The sequence below is a fragment of the Sulfitobacter sediminivivens genome, assembly GCF_042611115.2.
In the GTDB taxonomy this organism is placed as follows: domain Bacteria; phylum Pseudomonadota; class Alphaproteobacteria; order Rhodobacterales; family Rhodobacteraceae; genus Sulfitobacter; species Sulfitobacter sediminivivens.
The window spans coordinates 1-22,038 of sequence record NZ_JBHGAR020000009.1 but is presented as its reverse complement, the minus strand read 5'-3'; the positions used below and the strand labels follow the sequence as shown (position 1 = coordinate 22,038).

The window sequence follows — 22,038 nt, the reverse complement described above, 5'->3', positions numbered from 1 at the left end:
TTATGGCTGGTTTTTTTGAGTTCTCGCAAGAAACTCAGGCGCTCATGACGCTCGGCGTCGTCATTGTCATGTTCACGCTCTTCATCCGCGAGATCTACCCGCCAGAGGTCACGGCCATTGGCGGGGCTGCGGCGATGCTGGCGCTGGGGCTGTTACCCTATGATGATGCGGTTCATGTGCTGTCAAATTCGGCACCGTGGACAATTGCCGCGATGTTCATCGTCATGGGGGCGTTGGTGCGCACCGGCGCTTTGGCGTGGTTCACCCGACTGGCCGAGGCAAAGGCCGACACAAGTCCGGTGATGGCCATTGGCTCCTTGATGATTTTCGTGGTGCTGGCGTCAGCCTTTGTCAACAATACGCCCGTGGTTCTGGTGATGATCCCGGTGTTTGTGCAATTGTCCAAGAAACTGGGCATTTCCGCCAGCAAGATGTTGATTCCATTGTCTTATATGGCCATTCTTGGGGGAACTCTAACTCTGATCGGCACCTCGACCAACCTGCTGGTCGATGGCGTGGCGCGGGCCAGCGGGATGGAGCCGTTTTCGATCTTTGAGGTCACGCCGCTGGCGATCCCTCTGGTGATCTGGGGTGGTCTCTATTTGCGGTTTGTCGCACCTCGGTTGCTGCCCGACCGGCCCACCATGGCCAGCATGCTTGGCGATAAAACCAAAAAGAAATTCTTTACCGAAGTTGCGGTACCAGAAGGCAGCGCACTGATTGGGCAAAAGGTCACGGACGTCGGGCTTTTCGGGGGTGACGGTGTACGGCTTATTGACGTGCTGCGCGGTGACCTGTCGCTGCGCCGTGATCTTGCCTCCGTTGAACTTGAAGTCGGTGACCGCATCGTCTTGCGCACTCAGATACAGGAATTGCTGGGCATGCAAGCCAGCTCGGATGTGCGGGTTGTGGACAAGCTAAGCTCGCGCGAGACGACAACGGTGGAAGTGCTGATCACGCCGGGTGCGACATTGGTCGGGCGCTCGCTTGGGGCGCTGCGTTTGCGCCGGCGCTATGGTGTTTATCCACTGGCCGTGCACCGGCGCAACGAGAACATTGGAAGCAAACTTGACGACGTGGTCGTGCGGGTCGGCGATACGCTGCTGCTTGAGGGGAATGCGCAAGACATCGACAGACTGGCCGTCGATGCAGGCCTTGTGGATGTGAACCATCCCACCGAACGGCCGTACCGTCAACGCCATGCGCCGCTGGCATTGGCGGCTTTGGCGGGTATCGTCATCCTTGCAGCGTTTGGGGTGGCCCCGATCCTGTTGCTTGCTGTGCTTGCGATGGCTGTGCTGTTCCTGACCCGCTGCATTGACCCGGACGAGGCGTTTTCGGTGATCGACGGGCGGTTGCTTGCGCTGATTTTTGCGATGCTGGCGGTTGCGACGGCGCTGGAAACCTCCGGGGCGATCGAGTTGATCGTCGAGATTATTGCACCGCCCATCGCGGTTTTGCCGCCCTTCCTCATCGTCTGGGCGATCTATCTGCTGACTTCGGTGCTGTCAGAGTTGATCAATCACGCGGTTGCGGTGGTGCTCACGCCGGTGGCCATTGGTCTGGCGGTGAACATGGGCATTGATCCGCGTCCTTTGGTGATTGCGGTGATGATTGCGGCCAGCGCGACCTTTGCCACGCCGATCAGCTATCAGACAAATATGATGGTCTATGGGCCGGGCGGGTACAAGTTCACGGACTTCTTGAAGGTTGGGATTCCGTTGAACCTGTCTGTCGGGCTGCTGGCTTCTGCGTTGATCCCGTTGATGTGGCCGTTGTAACGCCTTGGGCCTGATTTTCAGCGCGGGTGGGCTGGTCGCCGATCAGTGCAGTCCCTTGGGCAGCACCCGTCCGATCATCCCCACCAGAAATGCGGTGCTGATCCCAAAGGTCAGCATCCCGCACACAGAGGCAAATGCCCCAAAGGTACGCATGGTATCGTCCAGAATGATGTCGCCGTATCCCAGTGTGGTATAGGTGCTGAGGGAGAAATAGACAGCGGTATCAACGCCGTCGATTGCCCCGTACCACAAAAACGCCCCTGCCCAGATCCAGACCTGCACGGTGTGGCCAAAGACGGTGAGCCCAAAAGCGAGGCTGATCAGCAGACCGGCGCGATGGGCGCGAAATTGCTCTTTTGTGGCTTGAGCCACCCGTGTCAGCCACGGCAGACTGAAGATGATCAGCGCCAGATGTATCCCTGCCGATATACTCAGAAACAGCGTGCCGCGTGCGATCTGTGTCCATAGTTCCATCAGAGTGGCCAAAAGACGAGGATTGCAGGGATCGACACGGCCACCACGATGATCTCAAGTGGCAGGCCAATGCGCCAGTAATCGCCAAAGGAATAGCCGCCGGGGCCAAGGATCAGCGTGTTGTTCTTGTGACCGATGGGGGTCAGAAATGCGCTGGATGCCGCGACCGCCACTGCCATCAAAAACGGATCGGGTGAGACGTTCAGGGTGTGCGCCATCTGAATGCCCACAGGGGCCGCCACGATGGTCGTTGCGGTGTTGTTAAGCACATCTGACAGCGTCATCGTCACCACCATAAGCACGGTCAGCACAATCCAGGGGGCCATCCCTTCGGTCAAGCCGATGAGCGCGCCCGCGATCAATTCCGTACCACCCGAGGTTTCAAGGGCTGCCCCCAGCGGGATCATCGACCCAAGCAGGACAACGACAGGCCATTCGATATGGGTGTAAAGCTCGGAAAGCGGGACGATTTTGGCCAGCACATAGGCAATCACCACGAGCCCAAGTGCCACGGGCAGATAGATCAGGCCAAAGGACGCCGCCGCAACCGCCGCCCCAAAAAGCCCGATGGCAAGCCAGACCTTGGAGTTTTCAGTCACCGCCAGACCGCGATCGGCCAAGGGCAAGACACCGAGCCAATCGGTCACATGCGCGGCCATGTCACGCGGCACCAGCAGCAACAGTATGTCGCCGGCCATGAGCTCTGTATTGCGCAGATGTGAGGTGATCTTGCGGCCCCGTCGTGAAATCCCCAGCAAGATCGTGCGCTGCCGCCAAAGCATGCCCACAGCCTGCGCTGTGCGCCCGTTCAGGCGCGAGGATTCAGGGACGACAACCTCAATGATTTCAACACCTTCACCGCCCGCCTTAAGGTGTTCTTCGCGGTTGCTGTCGGCCAGCGCCAGATCAAGGGTGCTGCGAAATTCGTCAAGCGCATCGGGTGTCGCTTCAAGCACCAGCGCATCGCCCGCTTTCAAAGCGACATTGCGCGCCTGACCATAGCGACGCTTGCCGTCCCGCATCAGGCCCAGAATGGCGACATCAGATTTATCTGCGACATCCTGTAGTTCGCTGATGCGTTTGCCGATTTGTTTGCTGCCCTCGGGGACCGTCAATTCGGCGATGTACTGTGATATGTCCTCAAGATCGAGGGCCGCATCCTCGCGGACCGGGATCAAGCGCCAGCCAATCAGGGCGACAAAAATGAGGCCTGCAATGGCCGCCAGCCCGCCCACTGGGGCGAAATCAAACATCCTGAACGGCTCTCCCAGTGATTCCTGACGGATCGCGGCGATGATGATATTGGGTGGCGTGCCGATAAGGGTGACCATGCCGCCAAGAATGGTGGCGAAACTGAGCGGCATCAGGCTGAGCCCCGGCTGACGCCCTGCTTTTCGGGCCGTTTGTATGTCGACGGGCATCAACAGGGCCAATGCGGCGACGTTGTTCATGAACGCGGACAGGATGCCGCCCACCGCACCCATCAACGTGATATGCGCGCCCAGACTGCGCGAGGCATCGACCAGCGTGCGGGTGATCAACAGCACAGCACCGGATCGAACCAAGCCTGCGGAAACGACCAAAACCAACGCAACCACCAGCGTTGCAGGGTGGCCAAAGCCGTCAAAGGCGTTCTTGGTTGGTACCACGCCCAGCACCACGCCCACCATGAGCGCGGAAAATGCCACTATATCATACCGGAAACGGCCCCAGATCAGCAGGCCAAAAACCGCGCCGAACAAGGAAAAGAGAATGATCTGATCTGCTGTCATCCCCGTTTTATGGCCGAGCGTGCTGCGTTTGGCCAGCCGATAGAACGGGACCTATACGAAGGGCGCAATTTCCTCAGGGACAGTTGCCGCAACGGCCAGCGCCTCGGATAGCGACAGCGTTTTGTCGAACAGTGTGCGGCTGACAATGGTGCCTGCAACATGGGGCACATATTTCAAGCGGCTGATGTCATCCAAACCGCGCACGGTGCCGCGCGCAATGACCGGCGCGTTTGTCTCTGCGGCCAATTTCGTGATGAGTGAAAGCGACGCATCGGCGTCCTCAATCGCAGAGTCGATGTCAGTGACGATGACAGCGGCCAGCGGGTCATTGGCAAAGTTGCGGATGAAGGGTTCGGGATCGAACGCAGACTGGGTGCGCCATCCGCCTGCCATGACCTTACCTTGAAAGACATCCACGGCCAGAACGATGCGGTCAGGCCAGGTAAGCGCTGCTTCCTTGACAAGGTCAGGTTTGTGCACGGCGGCTGAGCTGAGCACGATGCGCGCGGCCCCAGCGTCGATCCAACGCCGAATTCCGTCCATTGTTTGTATCCCACCGCCAAGCTGAACTGGCATCTTTGCCTGCCGGATGATGCTGGTGACCAGATCGCGGTTGTCGTCAGGTTTGCCCTGAACCGCGTCAAAGTCGGTGACATGTAGCATTTGCGCACCGGCCTGCGCCCAGCCACGCGCGGTATTCACCGGATCGACATGCCAAATCTGCGGCTCGTCCAGTCGTCCACGATACAGGCTGACACAACGGCCTTTCTGAAGTTCGATGGCGGGAATGATGATCATGACGGGGCTCCTTTGCTGACGCTAGGTCAACCTATCATGGATTGGCCCAGATTCGGATACGCTGAAAGCGGCATTTTAAGGGCTGGAGGGGTCATCCGGTATCACGCTGCGGATTGCACATGACTGTGCGGCTGGCATATAGAGTGCCAACTAGAATTTTCAGACATGAGGTTTGTCATGGCCGGCCACTCAAAATGGGCAAATATCCAACACCGCAAGGGGCGCGCTGATGCACAACGCTCCAAGCTGTTTTCCAAGCTTTCCAAGGAAATCACAGTGGCGGCACGCATGGGCGAACCGGACCCCGACAAAAACCCTCGCCTGCGTCTGGCGGTGAAAGAAGCGAAATCGCAATCCGTGCCCAAGGACGTGATTGACCGAGCCATCAAAAAATCAACGGCTGGCGAAGGCGATGATTACGAAGAAATCCGCTATGAGGGTTATGGTCCCAATGGCGTGGCGGTTATTGTTGAGGCGATGACCGACAACCGCAACCGCACCGCGTCGACGGTGCGATCCACCTTTACCAAGAACGGTGGCAATCTGGGCGAAACGGGCAGCGTCGGGTTCATGTTCGACCGCAAGGGCGAGGTGACCTATCCCGCAGATGTCGGTGATGCGGACACCGTCATGATGGCCGCAATCGAAGCGGGGGCCGAGGATGTGGAAAGCACCGAAGAGGGCCATATCATTTGGTGTGCCGACACTGATCTGAACGAGGTTGCCACAGCCTTGGAAGCTGAACTGGGCGAAAGTGAATCGACCAAGCTGACATGGCGGCCAACGACGACCACGGAAATGGATCTCGAAAGCATGCAAAAGTTGATGAAGCTGGTGGATGCGCTGGAAGATGATGATGATGTGCAGCGCGTTACCACCAATTTTGAAGCCTCTGACGAGGTGATGGAGCAGCTTTAGGGCATTGGCAGGGCTTTGGGATTTAGGGCACTCTTGCGTTGCCTTATCTATCAAGGACGCCCCAGCGGGATAGAGTTTGTTAAGGACGCCCCCGTGGGGCGATATCCCAGAACACCCCGGTCATGATCTGAAGACCCTCGCGCGCAATGGTGACCAGCATGTGTTCATCAGGGCCATGTTGGCAACAGCCGCGATAGGAATGCGGTATCCACACCGTCGGCAGTCCCAGAATGTCAGTGAAACAATCGTTCGGCAGCGATCCGGCGAGGTTGGGCAGCACATGCGGTGCTTTGCCCGTTGTCCGAATGACCGACTGTTCGACACGTTGCACCCAAGGGTGATCCCGCGGCTGACGCGTTGCTTTCGAGATGTTGGCAGCTTCAGGAATGATCTCAACCTGAGTGAACCCATGGTGGTCCAGATGGCGGCGCAGGGCAGGAAGGATGTCTTCCGGCTCGGTGCCAACAACGAACCGCAACTGGCAGGTGGCGCTGGCGTGGCCCGAAATTGCATTGACCGGGGCCTCTGGGACGCCGCTTTTCATCGCGAGAATGGCAAAGGAATTCCAGCCAAAAGCGCGTTCGGCGGGGGTCAGTGTTTCTTCGCCCCAGTCCGCATCAATCGTGGGGCCATCTTCGCCTGAGATGGGCAGATCGCGGAGGGCGGCGCGCACGTCGTCGGTCAGGCTGGTGGGGTGCCATTCGGGCACGGCAATCTGACCGCGCGCGTCGGTGATTGAGGCAAGAGCATGCGACAGGATCATCGCGGGATCGGCCAGCAGCCCCCCCCAATTGCCCGAATGATGCGCGCCGTTGCGCAGGTTCACCGTAAGGGTAAAATTCAGCGCACCGCGTGCGCCCAGAAAGATCGTTGGCGTATCTGGTTGCAGGCGTGGCCCGTCAGAGGCGATCAACACATCGGCTTTCAGGTCCTCGCGGTGCGCCTTGAAAAACGCAGCCAGCCCGGCGGAGCCAGTTTCCTCGGCCATCTCAAAGACCCAAGTGGCATTGAACCCAAGGCTGCCGCGCGCTGCGATGACGGCCTCTGCGGCAGCGATGTTGATCAGATGCTGGCCCTTGTTGTCCGCAGTGCCACGCCCATAAAGTCGGTCGCCCCTGCGGGTCAGGGCAAAGGGCGACAGCCCCTCTTGCCACTGCGCGTCCTGACCATGCACAACATCGCCGTGGCCATAGTGCAGAACCGTCGGCAGGCCTGCAGCTTCAACCCGCCGCGCAATCATGAACGGGCCGCCGACAGGGGTTTCGTTGATCTCGCAGCTAAAGCCTGCGGCCGCCAATCTCGGCATTAACGCCTCGTTCAGGTAGTGGGGCAGGGCATCGGCGCTGGCAGGGTTCTGGCTTTCGCTGCGGATGCTGACAAGGGCGGCAAGGTCAGCCTCGAAACGGCCGTCATCAAAATATGCGGCCGCCCTGGCAAGCGCTTTCGCCCGGTCGGTGTTTTGAGAGTTCATTCCGCGCATCCCCGCCAATTCGCAAGGTAAGTTTGCGCATGGAAGGATGGAAACACAATAAAGCAGCAGGCAATAAAAAACGCCCCGGAAAGGGACGTTATGGTTGTGTGCCTATTCTGGCAGGTCTCAGCCAAAGATACGTGACATTCCGAACCAGCCAGCGGTCGGTTTGCGGCATGGCTCTGTGTCTGGGGCGCGGTGTTGTGAAACATGCGCCAGAACCCTTTTGACTTCGTTCAGCCGACTGCGCGCGGCGCTGCCACCAGCACTGGCCTGAACGTTCAGGATCTTTGATTGCGTGTGAAGTGCGGCCTCGATCACGGCAAGCTCTTCCTGGCTGATTTCCAGCTTCTTGTATTTGTCGAACATGACATTTTCCTTTTTCTATGACCTTGCACATAGGCACTGTAATAGAAGTACGCTAGGGGGCGTCATTCGGATCACTCAAACGTGTCCCTTTTGTTACATTTTCGATCTGAAGCGGGGCCTTGCAATACGGTCGCAAGGTCGGCAAAACGGTCGAAATGTATCGCGATAACTGGATATAGCTTCACTGGAACAATCAGCGCGCAGCCGTTACGCCGTTTAACCTGAATTAAAGGACCACCGCGTCGGTGATGACCTCGTTTTTACCCGGTTTTGCGCTGAGCCTGACCCTCATCCTGGCCATCGGTGCGCAGAACGCATTCGTGCTACGTCAGGGTTTGCGTCGCGAGTTTGTCTTTTGGGTCTGTTTGACCTGTGCGGTGTCAGATGCGCTTTTGATTGCCGCCGGTGTGGCCGGATTTGGGGCGCTGGCAGAGGCGCTGCCGTGGTTCGAAACCGCAATGCGCTATGGCGGCGCGGCTTTTTTGATCTGGTATGGCGTGCAGAACGCCCAAGCCGCATGGCGCGGCGGCCTTGCTCTGCAGGCTAAAGGGCAGGGCACGCATAGCCTGCGCAGGGCCATCCTGACACTGCTCGCGCTTACCTGGCTCAATCCGCATGTCTATCTCGATACCGTGGTGTTGCTTGGTTCCATCTCGGCGCAATATCCCGACCGGCTGTGGTTTGGTATCGGCGCTGTCACGGCTAGCTTTGTGTTCTTTTTCGCGCTGGGGTATGGGGCGCGTCTGCTCAGCCCGCTCTTTGCCAAGCCGCGCAGCTGGCAGGTGCTGGATGCGATCATCGCGCTGACCATGTGGGCGATTGCCGCGAAACTTCTGCTTATGTGACCTTGCCCTTGCTCGCGGGTTGCGAAACAAGGCTGCCATGGCAACTGCACTGCCCCAACGCCCGGTGACGGGCATCTTCTGGATGCTGGTGACGGGACTGTGTTTCATCATGGTCACGGCGCTGGTAAAATATATGGGTCCGCGCCTGCCTGCGGCAGAGGCAGCATTTCTGCGCTATGCCATGGGGCTTGTGTTCTTGCTGCCTGCCATCAGCGCCCTAAGGTCCGCGCATCTGACCCGGCGTCACTGGAGCCTCTTTGGACTGCGCGGGATTTTCCATTCGATGGGGGTCATGTTGTGGTTTTTTGCGATGACCCGCATTCCCATTGCCGAAGTGACGGCAATGAACTATCTCGCGCCGATTTATGTGACCATGGGTGCCGCCGTTTTCCTGGGCGAACGGCTGGCCGCGCGGCGAATTGTGGCGGTCTGTCTGGGCCTGCTGGGGGCCGCGATCATCCTGCGGCCCGGATTTCGTGAGGTCAGCATGGGGCATCTGGCGATGCTCTTCGCTGCGGTGGTTTTTGCCGGGTCATATCTGCTGGCCAAGATCCTCGCCGATGAGGTGAAGCCGGCTGTGGTGGTGGCGATGCTGTCGATCTTTGTCACCATCGGGCTTGCCCCATTTGCGCTGTCTGTCTGGATTATGCCCACCTGGCACGAGATCACCATCCTTGCCGGCGTCGCGTTTTTTGCAACGGCGGGTCATTACACCATGACCCTTGCCTTTGCTGCTGCTCCTGTGACCGTGACACAGCCTGTGACGTTTCTTCAGCTGATCTGGGCCACGGCCCTCGGGGCCATCATGTTTGATGAAGCGATTGATATCTGGGTGGTCATCGGCGGCTTTGTGATCCTTGGGTCGGTCACGTTCATCACTTGGCGTGAGGCGATGCTGAAACGTCAGATCACGCCGCTGAGCCATGCGACGAAAGTCTGATATCTTTCTTGATTGACTGGTCAATAAAAAACGCATTATCCTTGGGTGGTTAACCCGCAAAGGACGCGAATCCCCATGCCCAAAGTAGGAATGGAACCCATCCGCCGCTCGGCACTGGTCAAAGCGACCATCGCTGAGATCGGTGCCGCGCATTCTCTGGACGTGACGGTGGGTCAGATTGCAAAGCGTGCGGGCATGTCCACAGCACTGGCGCATCACTATTTTGGCGGCAAGGATCAGATATTTCTGGCGGCCATGCGCCATATCCTCGTCGAATATGGGGCCGAGGTAAGGGCGCGGTTGACGCAGGCGCGCGGGCAACGGGCGCGGGCGCAGGCGATTATCATCGCCAGCTTTGATGAAACCTGTTTTGCCCCTGACACGGTCAACGCCTGGATGACGCTTTATGCGGCCTCGCGGACCAACAAGGATACCAAACGCCTGTTGCGACTTTATCAGCGGCGCCTGCGGTCCAACCTGACCCATGCATTGCGGGGTCTAAGCGCGCATCCGATTGCGGACGCCGACACATTGGCGGCGCTGATTGACGGACTCTATCTGCGTGCGGCGTTGTCCGACCGTGGCACCGCCAATGCAGCACGGGCCAGTGCGCTGTCGACGCTTGATCTTTTGCTGAAAGACCCGGCATGACCAAGCCGAATATCTTGATCTTGATGGTGGATCAGTTGAACGGAACGCTTTTTCCGGATGGTCCGGCAGACTGGTTGCATGCGCCGAACCTGAAAAAGCTGGCTGCCCGGTCAACACGGTTTCGCAATGCCTATACCGCATCGCCGCTTTGCGCGCCGGGGCGGGCGGCCTTCATGTCAGGCCAATTGCCTTCGGCGACGGGTGTCTACGACAATGCGGCAGAGTTTGCATCGTCGATCCCGACCTATGCACACCATCTGCGGCGTGCCGGCTATCACACCTGCCTGTCAGGCAAGATGCATTTTGTCGGCCCGGATCAGCTGCACGGGTTCGAAGAGCGCCTGACCACCGACATTTACCCGGCAGATTTCGGCTGGACGCCAGATTACCGCAAGCCCGGCGAACGCATTGATTGGTGGTATCACAACATGGGGTCTGTGACCGGTGCAGGTGTGGCCGAGATTTCCAATCAGATGGAATACGACGATGCGGTGGCCTTTGAGGCGACGCGCAAAATCTATGACCTGTCACGCGGCTTGGAAGACCGCCCGTGGTGCCTCACGGTCAGCTTTACGCACCCGCACGACCCCTATGTGGCCCGCAAGAAGTATTGGGATTTATACAAGGATTGTGACCACTTGCAGCCCGACATTCCAGCGATGGAGTATGCCGATCATGACGCCCATTCCAAACGCATCTTTGACGCAAACGACTGGCGCAATTTCGACATCACGTCCCAGAACATCGAAAAATCGCGCCGCGCCTATTTTGCCAACATCAGCTATCTCGACGACAAGGTGGGCGAGATTTTGCAGACACTGGAAGACACGAGGCAAGAGGCAATCATCATCTTTGTCTCCGATCACGGTGACATGCTGGGCGAACGCGGCTTGTGGTTCAAGATGTCGTTCTACGAAGGGTCCTCCCGCGTGCCGATGATGATCTGTGCGCCGCAGATGGAACCGGGGCTGCAGACCACACCGGTCAGCAACATTGATATCTGCCCAACCCTGTGCGACCTCGCGGGTGTCAGCATGGACGAAGTGATGGCTTGGACGACAGGGCAATCTCTGGTGCCCATGGGGCAGGGTGTTGACCGCACCGAACCCGTTGCCATGGAATACGCGGCCGAGGCGTCCTATGCACCTATGGTCTCTTTGCGGTACGGCAAATGGAAGTTCAACAGCTGTGCGCTGGACCATGATCAACTTTTTGATCTGGACGCCGATCCGCATGAGATGACCAATCTCGCCGAACATCCCGACCATCAGGGCACACGGAACACCCTGCGCGCCAAATCAGAGGCGCGTTGGGATCTGGAGGCCTATGACGCTGATGTGCGCAAGTCGCAGGCCCGCCGCTGGGTGGTTTATGAGGCGTTGCGCATGGGCGGTTATTACCCTTGGGATTATCAACCGCTGCGCCAGGCATCAGAGCAGTTCATGCGCAACCATATGGACCTCAATGTGCTTGAAGAAAACAAACGGTTTCCACGCGGCGAATAGCCCCGCCAGCTTCATTGTTCAAAAAATACACATGCACTCCCGCCAAGAAAGACACCTTTATGCCTTATGATACCCAACCCAAAGCCAGCCATTTCATCAACGGGCAATACGTTGAGGATACCGCCGGCACGCCGATTGATGTGATCTATCCGGCCACCGGCAAAAAGATCGCGACCGTCTATGCTGCCACCCCAGCCATCATCGAACAGGCAATTGTCGCAGCAAGGACGGCGCAGGCTGCATGGGCTCTGATGACCGGCACCGAACGGGGGCGCATCCTGCGCCGCGCAGCGGATATGATCCGCGAACGCAACCATGATCTCAGTGTGCTGGAAACATATGACACTGGCAAACCCTATCAGGAAACCAGTGTGGTGGATGCCACCAGCGGTGCTGATGCGCTGGAATATTTTGGCGGGATGGCGGCCACGCTGACCGGCGAACATATCCAGCTTGGCGAAAACTGGGTCTATACACGGCGCGAACCATTGGGTCTGTGCGTTGGCATCGGGGCATGGAATTACCCCACGCAGATTGCCTGCTGGAAAGGGGCACCAGCGCTTGCCTGCGGCAATGCGATGATTTTCAAACCGTCCGAGACAACACCGCTTTGTGCCCTGAAAGTCGCGGAAATCCTGCATGAGGCGGGATTGCCTGCGGGCATTTACAATGTGGTGCAGGGCATGGGCGAGGTCGGCGGCGCATTGGTCACGGATCCGCGTGTCGACAAGGTATCTTTGACGGGCTCCGTGCCCACGGGCCGCAAGGTTTACGCAGCGGCGGCGGCGGGCATCAAACATGTCACGATGGAACTGGGCGGCAAATCCCCGATGATCGTGTTTGACGACGCCAATATCGAAAACGCAGTCAGTGGCGCGATATTGGGTAATTTTTACAGCTCGGGTCAGGTCTGTTCCAACGGCACGCGGGTTTTTGTGCACAAAGCGATCAAAGAGGCATTCTTGAAACGCCTGACCGAGCGTCTGGGTGATGCCGTCATCGGCGATCCTATGGACCCCGCAACCAGCTTTGGCCCGATGGTATCAGAGCGGCAGATGAACATCGCGTTAAGGTATGTAAAAAAAGGCCAGGCCGAAGGCGCGCGTCTGGTCACGGGCGGCAAGCGGGTGGACTGCGATGGGTTCTTTATGCAGCCGACTGTCTTTGCCGATGTGACCGACAAAATGGTGATCGCACGCGAAGAGATTTTTGGCCCCGTCATGGCGGTTCTTGATTTCGAAGATGAAGAAGACGTCATAACCCGTGCAAATGATACGGAATTTGGGTTGGCTGCGGGCGTGTTTACCAACGACCTGAGCCGTGCGCACCGGGTTGCGGCGCGGTTTGAGGCGGGCACCTGTTACATCAACACCTACAATGATGCGCCGGTCGAGGCCCCTTTTGGGGGGGCAAAGAACTCCGGTGTGGGCCGTGAAAACTCCAAGGCTGCGATCAATCACTATAGCCAGTTGAAATCGGTTTTTGTCCGGATGGATGACGTCGAAGCGCCATTTTAAGCGCTGCAAAGGACATAAAAATGAACGCGGAATTTGTGATTGTAGGGGCGGGCAGCGCGGGCTGTGCGATGGCGTATCGGCTCGCGATGGCCGGACGCAAGGTCATTGTGATCGAACATGGTGGCACGGACGCCGGCCCGTTCATTCAGATGCCTGCCGCACTCAGCTATCCGATGAACATGAAACGCTATGATTGGGGCTATAGCTCTGAACCCGAACCATATCTGAACAACCGCCGCCTGGTCTGTCCGCGTGGCAAGGTGCTTGGTGGGTCGTCTTCGATCAACGGCATGGTTTACGTGCGCGGACATGCAATGGATTTTGACCATTGGGAAGAGGCGGGCGCGCGCGGCTGGTCCTTTGCTGATGTTCTGCCCTACTACAAGCGGATGGAAACCTGGCATGACGGTGGTCATGGCGGTGATGCCACCTGGCGCGGCACAGATGGGCCGTTGCACGTCAGCCGGGGACCCCGTGACAATCCGCTATTTGACGCTTTTGTGCAGGCAGGTGCGCAAGCCGGGTATCAGGTCACCGACGATTACAACGGCCAACAACAAGAGGGCTTTGGCCCGATGGAACAAACCGTTTGGGCAGGGCGGCGATGGTCTGCGGCGAACGCCTATTTGCGGCCCGCGCAAAAGACCGGGAATGTGCAGATCGTACGCGCCTTGGCGCAGCGTGTGGTTATCGAGGATGGCCGTGCTGTGGGCGTAGAGGTGTCGCGCAGTGGCCGGATTGAGGTGATCGGGGCAGAGCGTGAGGTCGTGCTGGCCGCGTCCTCGATCAATTCGCCCAAGCTCTTGATGTTGTCGGGCATTGGCCCCGCCGCGCATCTGGCCGAACATGACATTGAGGTGGTTGTGGACCGTCCCGGCGTCGGTCAAAACCTGCAGGACCATCTGGAAATGTATATCCAGATGGCCGCATCGCAGCCGATCACGCTTTATAAACACTGGAACCTGCTTTCCAAGGCGGTGATTGGCGCGCAGTGGCTTTTCACCAAGCGCGGCATGGGGGCGTCGAACCAGTTTGAATCCGCGGCCTTTGTCCGATCAAAACCCGGTGTGCCATACCCGGATATTCAGTATCATTTCCTGCCCATCGCTGTCCGATATGACGGGCAGGTGGCACCAGAGGGACATGGGTTTCAGGCCCATACCGGCCCCATGCGATCAGCCTCGCGCGGCAGTGTGTCGCTCGCGTCATCCGATCCCGCCGCCGATCCTTTGATCCGATTTAATTACATGTCTCAGGAAAGCGATTGGGAGGATTTCCGCACCTGCATCCGCCTGACCCGAGAGATTTTTGCACAAGAAGCGTTCAAGCCGTTTGTCAAAAAAGAAATTCAGCCTGGATCCGATGCGCAAACGGACGCGGAACTGAACGCCGTGATCGCCGAACATGCGGAAAGTGCTTATCACCCCTGCGGGACCTGCCGGATGGGCCGGGCAGACGATAAAAACGCGGTTGTCGATCCTGAGGCGCGGGTCATTGGTGTCGACTGTCTGCGCGTTGCAGACAGTTCAATCTTTCCCCGCATCACCAACGGCAACCTGAACGCGCCGTCGATCATGGTTGGCGAAAAGGTGTCAGATCACCTGCTGGGGCTTGATCCCTTACCGCGCGCCAACGACGAACCCTGGATGCATCCGAATTGGCAGGTGTCGCAACGCTGATCGCTGTGAATTTGCGTTAACCTTTCTTAACAATTGCTATTGATGGTGGGGATTTGCTCCGCCATATAGGCCAAATGTTAAGGATTTGTTCACGTTTTGCTCTCATTGCGGCGCTGTTACTCGGCGCGTTGCCTGCCATGGCAGAGATCACCGGCAAAGTGAGGGTGATTGATGGCGATACGCTCGAAGTGGGCCAGACCCGAATTCGATTACATGGCATTGATGCGCCTGAAAGTGATCAACCCTGCACGACCCTGTCAGGTCAGAACTGGGCCTGCGGTGATTGGATCACCCGACAGGTGCGGGACCGGTTTCAGGGGGCAAAAGTACGCTGCGAACCCTTGAGCAAAGACCGCTATGGCAGGATGGTGGCGCGTTGTTTTGTGGATGGTACCGACATTGCAAAGGTGCTGGTGCAAGAGGGTCTGGCCTTTGCCTATCGCCGGTATTCGCTTGACTATGATCTGGATGAAAAGGCCGCCTATGTCGCCAACAAAGGTGTGCATGGGTTTGTGCTGCAATCGCCCGCACGCTATCGGCTGACGCGGATCAAAGGGCGGGTGGGTGATGACCCGGACTGTCAGATCAAAGGGAATATCAGCGCGTCAGGCAAACACATTTACCACATGCCGGGTCAGAAATTCTATGATCGCACCGGCATCTCGCCCGCAAAGGGCGAACGCTGGTTTTGTTCAGAGGCGCAGGCCAAGGCATCTGGCTGGCGACCTGCAAAACGCTGATTATTCAATGCGGTACGGCAGGACGTTGCGCATGTTCGGGTCGACCACCAATTGACGTTCAAGTGGCGGGACCGACCGCTGGTGACATTCTTTGCGCTCACAAATACGGCAGGAAATTCCGATCGGTTCAAACGCCCCATCCCGGCCAACATCCATCCCATCGGCATAGACAATCGCCGAGGCATGGCGCACCTCACAACCCAATGCGATGGCATAGCGCCGCACCGGTGCACCAAAGCGGCCCGCCGGTTTCGAGATATCGCGCGCAAGGCTGATGTAGCGGACGCCATCAGGCGTTTCAGCCAGCTGGCGCAAGAACCGTCCCGGAGTTTCAAAGGCGCTGTGCACATTCCAAAGCGGACAGGCCCCGCCAAAGCGCGCAAATTGCAGGCGGGTGGCAGAGTGGCGTTTGGTGATGGTCCCGGCCTGATCCACCCGCACAAAAAAGAACGGAATGCCCTTGGTGCCTGGGCGTTGCAGGGTGGACAGTCGGTGCGCCACCTGTTCAATCGACGCGCCAAAATGGCCTGCCAGTACTTCCAGATCATGTCGGCAGCTTTGGGCTTTGGTGTGGAACGCGGCATAGGGCAGCAGGGCGGCCCCGGCAAAGTAATTGGCCAGACCGATCTTTGCAATGTCACGGGCGGCGGCACTGTGAAAGCGTGCCAGATCGAGGGTCGCTTCAAGCAGCGCGTCCTGACGGGTGAGCGCGACCTGCAGCAACAGTTGAAATGTCTGGGTTTCGGGGGCGGCACGGGCCGAAATGCGCAGGATGTTCTGGGTGGGATCAAAGCTGCGCAACGCATCCATGTCGGTAAATTCGACGGTTACACCTGCATCTGATAATGTCGAAACCGCAGAGGCGCGGCTGTTTCGGTGGCCCCCCTCGCGGCTGGCAAAATGTTCTGCGGCGCGGTCCACGGCGTCGATGTAATTGTCGCAGTAATGAAAAAAGTCGCGCACTTCCTCCCATGGGCTTGGACTGGCGCGGGCATCTTCGCGGCCCAGTGCCTCATCGAGTGAGGCAAGGCGTTCGTGGGTTTGACGGTAGTTCTGGTGCAATTTCAGGAAGGCGCGCGCCAGCCCCGGCGCGTTAGACGCGGCAAGGCGCAAATCCGCCAGCGGCGGCATGTCCCCACCAAAGACCGGATCGGCCAATGCTTCGCGCATGTCGCTCACCAAACGCTCACCGTCGCCGGTGCTGAGTTCAGTAACATCCATCCCGAACTCGGAGGCAAGCGCCAGCACGACGGTCGTGCTGACGGGACGGTTGTTGTTTTCCATCTGGTTGAGATAGGGCAGGGATACACCAAGCCGGGCGGCAAAATCTTTTTGGGTCAGGCCCACCTTTGTGCGCAGTTCACGCAGCTTGGCCCCGGCATAGAGTTTCTGAATGGCCATGATCCACCCTTTGCAACTTTGCAGATGGCCAAGCCTAGCTTTGCAAACTGTGTGTCGCAAGGTGGGTCGCGTGAATTATCTCTGCTTCAAAGCCAATGCCTTTTCGCGGCGCACGACCACCCATATCGAACAGACGCCCGCCATGGCCGTGAGCAACATCAGCCACAGCAGCGGATAGGCCCCGGTTTCAGGGGTCAGCAACGCGCCCGCCAACACGGCGAGGGCTGAGCCGCCGCCGATCATGATTGCGCCGCCAAGGCCCGATGCGGTCCCTGCCAAATGCGGGCGCACTGAGAGCATGCCTGCGGTGGCATTGGGAATGCACAAGCCATTGCCCAGCCCCACCAGTGTCATCATTCCGAAAAAGGTGATTGCCGTGCCGTAGCCAGCCAAAAAGATCAGCAGCGAAACGGCCCCGCCAAAGGCATTGGCGAGGCACCCCCAAAGCACTAGATTGTTAATGCCAAATCGCGTGGCAAATCGCCCGGTGATGAAGTTGCCGACGAAATAGCCAACCGCAGGGGCACCAAAATAGATGCCCAACCAAAACGGGCTGAGGGCGAAAACCACGCTCCCCACAAAGGGTGCGCCGCCCAGATAGGCAAAAAACGCGCCCGAGCAGAAACCAGACGCGAGCGCATAGCCCCAGAAACGGGGGGACCGCAGCAGTTCGGGGTATTCAGAAAATTGCTCCAGCAGTGACTTGCTCGATGCCCGCGCTGTTTCACCCATGTCGACCCAAACAAGGGTCATGACGCCCACGCCGATCACAAACAATGCCCAAAAGGATGCCTGCCAGTTGAACAGTTCTTCCAAAAGTCCACCCAGAGCCGGGCTGACCATCGGGACCAAGGCCATGCCCATGGTGACATAGCCAATGACGGATGCAGATTGATCCTGGGTGTAAAGATCTCGGATCACAGCGCGGCTCAGAACCATGGCCGTGGCGATGATCGCCTGACCGACCCGAAAGATCAGAAAAACTGCGGCATTGGGGGCAAAGATGCAGCCCAGCGTGGAAAGCAGGAACAGGCCCAGACCCCATAACATCACCCTGCGACGTCCCAGATTGTCCGAAATCGGGCCAATAAAGAGCTGCATCACCGCGCTGCAAAGCAGATAAAGCGGCACGGAAAGCTGCATCACGGCATAGTCGGTGCCAAAGTATACTGCCATTTGCGGCAGGCTGGGCAGGAAGATGTTCATCACGATGGCTGACATGCCTGCCAGCAGGATCAGGGTGGCGATGTGGGGCGGTGTGGTTCGATCCAGAAACCGGATCTGCGGTGTCTTATCCATGCAAATGCAAGTAGTCCTGTGGCGTGACCTTGTCCATTGCGCATTGCCATTTTTGCTAATTTGCAATTAACAAGCGAGCTACTGAATAAACTTTGCAAATTTGCAGAATTGACCTTTGGTTGTGCCGCCTGCTTCGCTAGAATGCCGCAAACTCAAGACGGGCCACATAGGGGAGCACCATGAAAGATATTCTCGAACAGCTGGAGCAGCGGCGCGAAACGGCCCGTATGGGTGGTGGTCAAAAACGGATCGACGCCCAACATGCGCGCGGCAAGCTGACAGCCCGTGAGCGGGTTGAACTGTTGCTCGACGAAGGCAGTTTCGAAGAATTCGATATGTTCGTGACGCACCGGTGTACCGATTTTGGCATGGAAAAACAAAAGCCTGCGGGCGATGGCGTGGTTACGGGGTGGGGCACGATCAACGGGCGGCTGGTCTATCTGTTCTCTCAGGATTTCACGGTGTTTGGCGGGTCGCTCTCTGAAACGCACGCGCAGAAGATTTGCAAGATCATGGACATGGCGATCCAGAATGGTGCGCCTGTGATTGGCATCAACGATTCAGGTGGCGCGCGCATTCAGGAAGGGGTGGCAAGTCTCGCGGGCTATGCCGAAGTGTTCCAGCGCAACATTGAGGCCAGCGGCGTGATCCCGCAGATCAGCGTGATCATGGGGCCGTGCGCGGGCGGGGCGGTCTATTCACCTGCGATGACCGATTTTATCTTTATGGTCAAAGACAGCTCTTACATGTTCGTCACCGGCCCTGACGTGGTGAAAACCGTCACAAACGAGGTTGTCACCGCCGAGGAGCTGGGCGGGGCCAGCACCCATACCCGCAAATCGTCCGTCGCGGATGGCGCGTTTGAAAACGACGTTGAGGCCTTGGCAGAGGTGCGGCGTTTGGTTGATTTCCTGCCCGCCAACAACCGGGAAAAGCCGCCCGTGCGCCCCTTCTTTGATGATCCGGAGCGGATTGAGACGTCGCTGGACACGCTGGTGCCTGCCAATGCGAATGCGCCCTACGACATGAAGGAATTGATCCTCAAGCTGGGTGATGAGTGCGACTTTTACGAAATTCAGGAAGATTTTGCCAAGAACATCATCACCGGCTTTATCCGCATTGAAGGGCGCACTGTGGGCGTGGTGGCAAACCAACCGATGGTGCTGGCGGGATGTCTGGACATTGACAGCTCGCGCAAGGCCGCGCGGTTCGTCCGGTTCTGCGATGCCTTTGAAATTCCGATCCTGACGCTGGTCGATGTCCCCGGCTTTCTGCCCGGCACGTCACAGGAATACGGCGGCGTGATCAAACACGGCGCGAAACTGCTCTTTGCCTATGGCGAGGCGACCGTGCCGATGGTCACGGTGATCACCCGCAAAGCCTATGGCGGGGCTTATGACGTGATGGCGTCCAAACATCTGCGGTCTGACTTCAACTATGCCTGGCCCACGGCCGAGGTTGCGGTGATGGGGGCCAAGGGCGCAACCGAAATCATCCACCGCGCCGATTTGGGTGATGCCGAAAAGATCGCGCAGCACGCAAAGGATTACGAGAACCGCTTTGCCAATCCGTTTGTGGCCGCCGAGCGGGGGTTCATCGATGAAGTGATCCAGCCGCGCGCCACCCGCAAACGGGTCGCGCGGGCGTTCGCGTCCCTGCGGAATAAGAAGGTCGTGACGCCGTGGAAGAAGCACGACAATATTCCGTTGTGAGCACACCTATGCCTGTTCACCCTTTCTTAAATACCGTTCGACCTCTCAGTCAGGCGCAAAGCATTGTGAATAATCGGTGTCGGAGACGTAAGGCGTGCGCGTCGTCCACCCATGGCAGGTGGGCCATAGGCGCATCTTTCAGGGAAATGTTTGATGTCTGAGATGTTCAAAAACCAATCCTTCACCATCGCCCACGCGGACTCCGGCACTTTCAAAGGCGCGGGTCTACGACCGTTCTTTGAATACCGTGACCTCGGAATCAAATCCGCGACCAGGGGGGCCTACGGTGCCCATGTCATCCGCGCTGTGCCGGGTATGGAAAGCCCCGCCACATGGCATTCTCACGACCTCGATTTTCAGATGGTCTATGTCACCCAAGGTTGGGTGGTGTTTGAGTACGAAGGCGAGGGGGAACACATCCTGCGCGCAGGCTCCTGCGTGCTCCAGCCGCCCGGCATCATACACCGCGAAGTCCGGCATTCCGATGATATGGAACTCATCGAAATAATCTCACCCGCTGACTTCCCCACCCAAGACGAAGACGCGTCATGAAAACCCCAATGACAAAAATACCGACGCGGTACCGACGCTTTACCGACGGGATATCGGCGTGCCTTTTCGCCATAGCGCTCACCGCTACCCCAGCTTTTGCCATTGATGTGCCATCGGGTCAGCCCGTTGAGCTTCAAGAGGTGCTTGTCGATGAAGTGGACGGCCAGATATGGCTGCGATTCCGCTTTGTGGCCCCCGAAATTGCCCGTGATGGTGGTAGCATCGACAACGAAGCGGCGGCCCCTGACATGATACATCTGTGCACGTCGGTGGCGTTGCCCTACATCACGCAATATGACCTGGACGGGCAGATCATCGTTGTATCGCTGGCTGATCGCGTGACGGAATTTGGGGTCCCAGATCCCGATGCAACACAATTTTTTGAAGCTTTCCGTGCCGAGGGCGACACCTGTATTTGGGAAGGCCTGTGATGAAACCACAATATATACGGCAGAGGGCTGCGATTCGCCCTAAAAATGAGGCTTTGGAGTCACAATGCCGCCGATTGGTTCAAACCCGGTATCAATGGCAAATCACTTCTTGTAACGTGCGGTCAAGGAATACCCACGTATCCCTTACCTCAGAATCGGGGCGTGCGAGGCATCAAGCAGTGTCGCGCCCCATTAACAACGACAGGAGACTTAAATGTCAAAGAGCATTAAATTGCTGGCAGCTTTCAGCTTTGTTGCTGCCATTTCTGCATGTGCAAGCCAGCAGGACGATGACTACGTTGTGGTCGCACCCGAGCCAATCTCGGTTGAGCCTACGTACACAGGCAAGTACAAGTAATACCATAACAGGGCAGGCGTCCGCGCCTGTCCTGACCTTTGCCGCGATGGCTGCCAGCCCCGATATGAGGGGGCTGTCATGCTAGACTATATGCTCAAGCACCGCGGCTTTCCCGGACGACTGCCGGGCACAGATTTCCAATTCACCATACGACGTGCGAACCCCAAAGGGGCGACGCCTTTGACTGTGCGCGAACGCCGGTCTGACCGGCGAGCTGCTGACAAGCGTGCTGACATCGGGTTCATGAAGGCGTTATGGGACGCATTTGGCGATCAGCCGTTCGAGCGGGGCAACCTTGATGCCGGGCGGCTCTCATGGCTCTTTGGTCGCGAGGTTCTGCCGGCCACAGATCCCTTTGATCCGGCCCATTATGAGGCCATGCTGGTCATCAACGAAGGTGTTGCACGCGCCGCCTTTCCTGACGCGTTTGAGGATTGATCGGCATGTTGTCGCTTGGCCTTTCACCATATCAGCAATCCTCAGCCGATTTTTGCGCAAGTCCGACGGCGCGCTTGGCGTGCACGTGCGTTTCGGTCAGCATCAGCTTTGCAACGGGTAAAGTCCTTTGGATTTCGCCTTATGCACACCAAGACCATACCCCTTCCCTTTACGGGCAGCGTGTCGAAGCTTCGGCATTGCTGCCCGATTTTTACGGGGGGCGGGGTTTGGGCTCGACGATCGGGCACAGTCGACCTAAAGATGCAGCCAAGCGGGAAATGGGAAAAACCCGGCGCATTGGCCAAGCAAATAAAAGCAGTGAAGGAACAGGTATATGTCTATTCGGAACATCATTTTGGGGCTCACGGCCTGCGCGGGCCTTGCGGC

At 58.0% G+C, this 22,038-nt stretch carries 21 protein-coding genes; 14 read left to right on the top strand and 7 right to left on the bottom strand.

From position 1 onward, the window contains the following. Window positions 1-2: 2 nt before the first annotated feature. Window positions 3-1,781 (top strand): SLC13 family permease, encoded by a 1,779-nt coding sequence (locus tag ACEWL3_RS10785; protein ID WP_386181783.1) that lies wholly within the window; start codon window positions 3-5, stop codon window positions 1,779-1,781. Window positions 1,782-1,823: 42 nt separating this feature from the next. Here the strand turns inward: ACEWL3_RS10785 and ACEWL3_RS10780 are convergent, their stop codons facing one another. Genes ACEWL3_RS10780 through ACEWL3_RS10770 form a run of 3 tightly spaced genes read right to left on the bottom strand, consistent with a single transcriptional unit; the run spans window position 1,824 to window position 4,825 of the window. Then, complete coding sequence (locus ACEWL3_RS10780; RefSeq protein WP_386181786.1) at window positions 1,824-2,255, bottom strand: ion channel; 432 nt, start codon at window positions 2,253-2,255, stop codon at window positions 1,824-1,826. After that, window positions 2,255-4,027, bottom strand: a complete 1,773-nt coding sequence (locus ACEWL3_RS10775) for an SLC13 family permease (protein ID WP_386181788.1) — start codon at window positions 4,025-4,027, stop codon at window positions 2,255-2,257. The genes ACEWL3_RS10780 and ACEWL3_RS10775 overlap by 1 nt, the downstream gene beginning before the upstream one ends. Window positions 4,028-4,078: 51 nt before the next feature. Beyond that, window positions 4,079-4,825, bottom strand: coding sequence for a 1-(5-phosphoribosyl)-5-[(5-phosphoribosylamino)methylideneamino]imidazole-4-carboxamide isomerase (locus tag ACEWL3_RS10770; RefSeq protein WP_386181791.1), 747 nt, complete (start codon window positions 4,823-4,825; stop codon window positions 4,079-4,081). 177 nt (window positions 4,826-5,002) lie between these two features. Between ACEWL3_RS10770 and ACEWL3_RS10765 the strand changes: the two genes are divergently transcribed. Then, on the top strand, window positions 5,003-5,743 hold the full coding sequence (locus ACEWL3_RS10765; RefSeq protein ID WP_386181794.1) for a YebC/PmpR family DNA-binding transcriptional regulator: 741 nt from the start codon (window positions 5,003-5,005) through the stop codon (window positions 5,741-5,743). Window positions 5,744-5,822: 79 nt separating this feature from the next. Here the strand turns inward: ACEWL3_RS10765 and ACEWL3_RS10760 are convergent, their stop codons facing one another. Next, a complete protein-coding gene (locus tag ACEWL3_RS10760) occupies window positions 5,823-7,214 on the bottom strand; it encodes a M20 family metallopeptidase (protein WP_386181797.1) in 1,392 nt (463 codons plus the stop codon). A 126-nt stretch (window positions 7,215-7,340) separates the two neighbouring features. Continuing rightward, a complete protein-coding gene (locus ACEWL3_RS10755; RefSeq protein WP_386181800.1) occupies window positions 7,341-7,583 on the bottom strand; it encodes a hypothetical protein in 243 nt (80 codons plus the stop codon). A gap of 248 nt (window positions 7,584-7,831) precedes the next feature. On the opposite strand from ACEWL3_RS10755, the gene ACEWL3_RS10750 reads away from it, so the two are divergent. The 7 genes from ACEWL3_RS10750 (at window position 7,832) to ACEWL3_RS10720 (ending at window position 15,460) form a co-directional block, all read left to right on the top strand. Continuing rightward, window positions 7,832-8,428 carry a LysE/ArgO family amino acid transporter gene (locus ACEWL3_RS10750; RefSeq protein ID WP_386181803.1) on the top strand — a complete coding sequence of 199 codons (597 nt, stop codon included), beginning with the start codon at window positions 7,832-7,834 and terminating at the stop codon, window positions 8,426-8,428. A 37-nt stretch (window positions 8,429-8,465) separates the two neighbouring features. Then, on the top strand, window positions 8,466-9,368 hold the full coding sequence (locus ACEWL3_RS10745; RefSeq protein WP_386181806.1) for a DMT family transporter: 903 nt from the start codon (window positions 8,466-8,468) through the stop codon (window positions 9,366-9,368). A 75-nt stretch (window positions 9,369-9,443) separates the two neighbouring features. After that, entirely contained in the window at window positions 9,444-10,019 is a 576-nt protein-coding gene (betI, locus tag ACEWL3_RS10740; protein WP_386181809.1) for a choline-binding transcriptional repressor BetI, read from the top strand. Continuing rightward, window positions 10,016-11,524: a choline-sulfatase gene (betC, locus tag ACEWL3_RS10735; RefSeq protein WP_386181812.1), complete on the top strand. Its 1,509-nt coding sequence runs from the start codon at window positions 10,016-10,018 to the stop codon at window positions 11,522-11,524. The genes betI and betC overlap by 4 nt, the downstream gene beginning before the upstream one ends. A 59-nt stretch (window positions 11,525-11,583) precedes the next feature. Beyond that, window positions 11,584-13,041 carry a betaine-aldehyde dehydrogenase gene (gene betB / locus ACEWL3_RS10730; RefSeq protein WP_386181815.1) on the top strand — a complete coding sequence of 486 codons (1,458 nt, stop codon included), beginning with the start codon at window positions 11,584-11,586 and terminating at the stop codon, window positions 13,039-13,041. 20 nt (window positions 13,042-13,061) lie between these two features. After that, on the top strand, window positions 13,062-14,720 hold the full coding sequence (gene betA, locus ACEWL3_RS10725; RefSeq protein WP_386181819.1) for a choline dehydrogenase: 1,659 nt from the start codon (window positions 13,062-13,064) through the stop codon (window positions 14,718-14,720). Between the two features lie 74 nt (window positions 14,721-14,794). Then, window positions 14,795-15,460 carry a thermonuclease family protein gene (locus ACEWL3_RS10720; protein WP_435000856.1) on the top strand — a complete coding sequence of 222 codons (666 nt, stop codon included), beginning with the start codon at window positions 14,795-14,797 and terminating at the stop codon, window positions 15,458-15,460. Here ACEWL3_RS10720 and ACEWL3_RS10715 read toward each other — a convergent pair whose 3' ends face one another. Both ACEWL3_RS10715 and ACEWL3_RS10710 read right to left on the bottom strand, forming a co-directional pair. Beyond that, window positions 15,461-16,861: a helix-turn-helix domain-containing protein gene (locus ACEWL3_RS10715; RefSeq protein WP_386181825.1), complete on the bottom strand. Its 1,401-nt coding sequence runs from the start codon at window positions 16,859-16,861 to the stop codon at window positions 15,461-15,463. A gap of 75 nt (window positions 16,862-16,936) precedes the next feature. Continuing rightward, window positions 16,937-18,160 (bottom strand): multidrug effflux MFS transporter, encoded by a 1,224-nt coding sequence (locus tag ACEWL3_RS10710; RefSeq protein WP_386181828.1) that lies wholly within the window; start codon window positions 18,158-18,160, stop codon window positions 16,937-16,939. Between the two features lie 179 nt (window positions 18,161-18,339). Here ACEWL3_RS10710 and ACEWL3_RS10705 point away from each other — a divergent pair, with 179 nt between their 5' ends. From ACEWL3_RS10705 to ACEWL3_RS10685, 5 genes are all read left to right on the top strand, one after another. Continuing rightward, window positions 18,340-19,872 carry an acyl-CoA carboxylase subunit beta gene (locus ACEWL3_RS10705; protein ID WP_386181831.1) on the top strand — a complete coding sequence of 511 codons (1,533 nt, stop codon included), beginning with the start codon at window positions 18,340-18,342 and terminating at the stop codon, window positions 19,870-19,872. A 153-nt stretch (window positions 19,873-20,025) separates the two neighbouring features. Further along, window positions 20,026-20,424, top strand: coding sequence for a cupin domain-containing protein (locus tag ACEWL3_RS10700; RefSeq protein ID WP_386181834.1), 399 nt, complete (start codon window positions 20,026-20,028; stop codon window positions 20,422-20,424). 8 nt (window positions 20,425-20,432) lie between these two features. Next, window positions 20,433-20,855: a DUF6497 family protein gene (locus ACEWL3_RS10695; protein WP_386181837.1), complete on the top strand. Its 423-nt coding sequence runs from the start codon at window positions 20,433-20,435 to the stop codon at window positions 20,853-20,855. Between the two features lie 214 nt (window positions 20,856-21,069). Then, window positions 21,070-21,213, top strand: a complete 144-nt coding sequence (locus ACEWL3_RS10690) for a hypothetical protein (protein WP_205389817.1) — start codon at window positions 21,070-21,072, stop codon at window positions 21,211-21,213. 90 nt (window positions 21,214-21,303) lie between these two features. Continuing rightward, a complete protein-coding gene (locus ACEWL3_RS10685) occupies window positions 21,304-21,651 on the top strand; it encodes a hypothetical protein (RefSeq protein WP_386182121.1) in 348 nt (115 codons plus the stop codon). Window positions 21,652-22,038 lie beyond the last annotated feature (387 nt).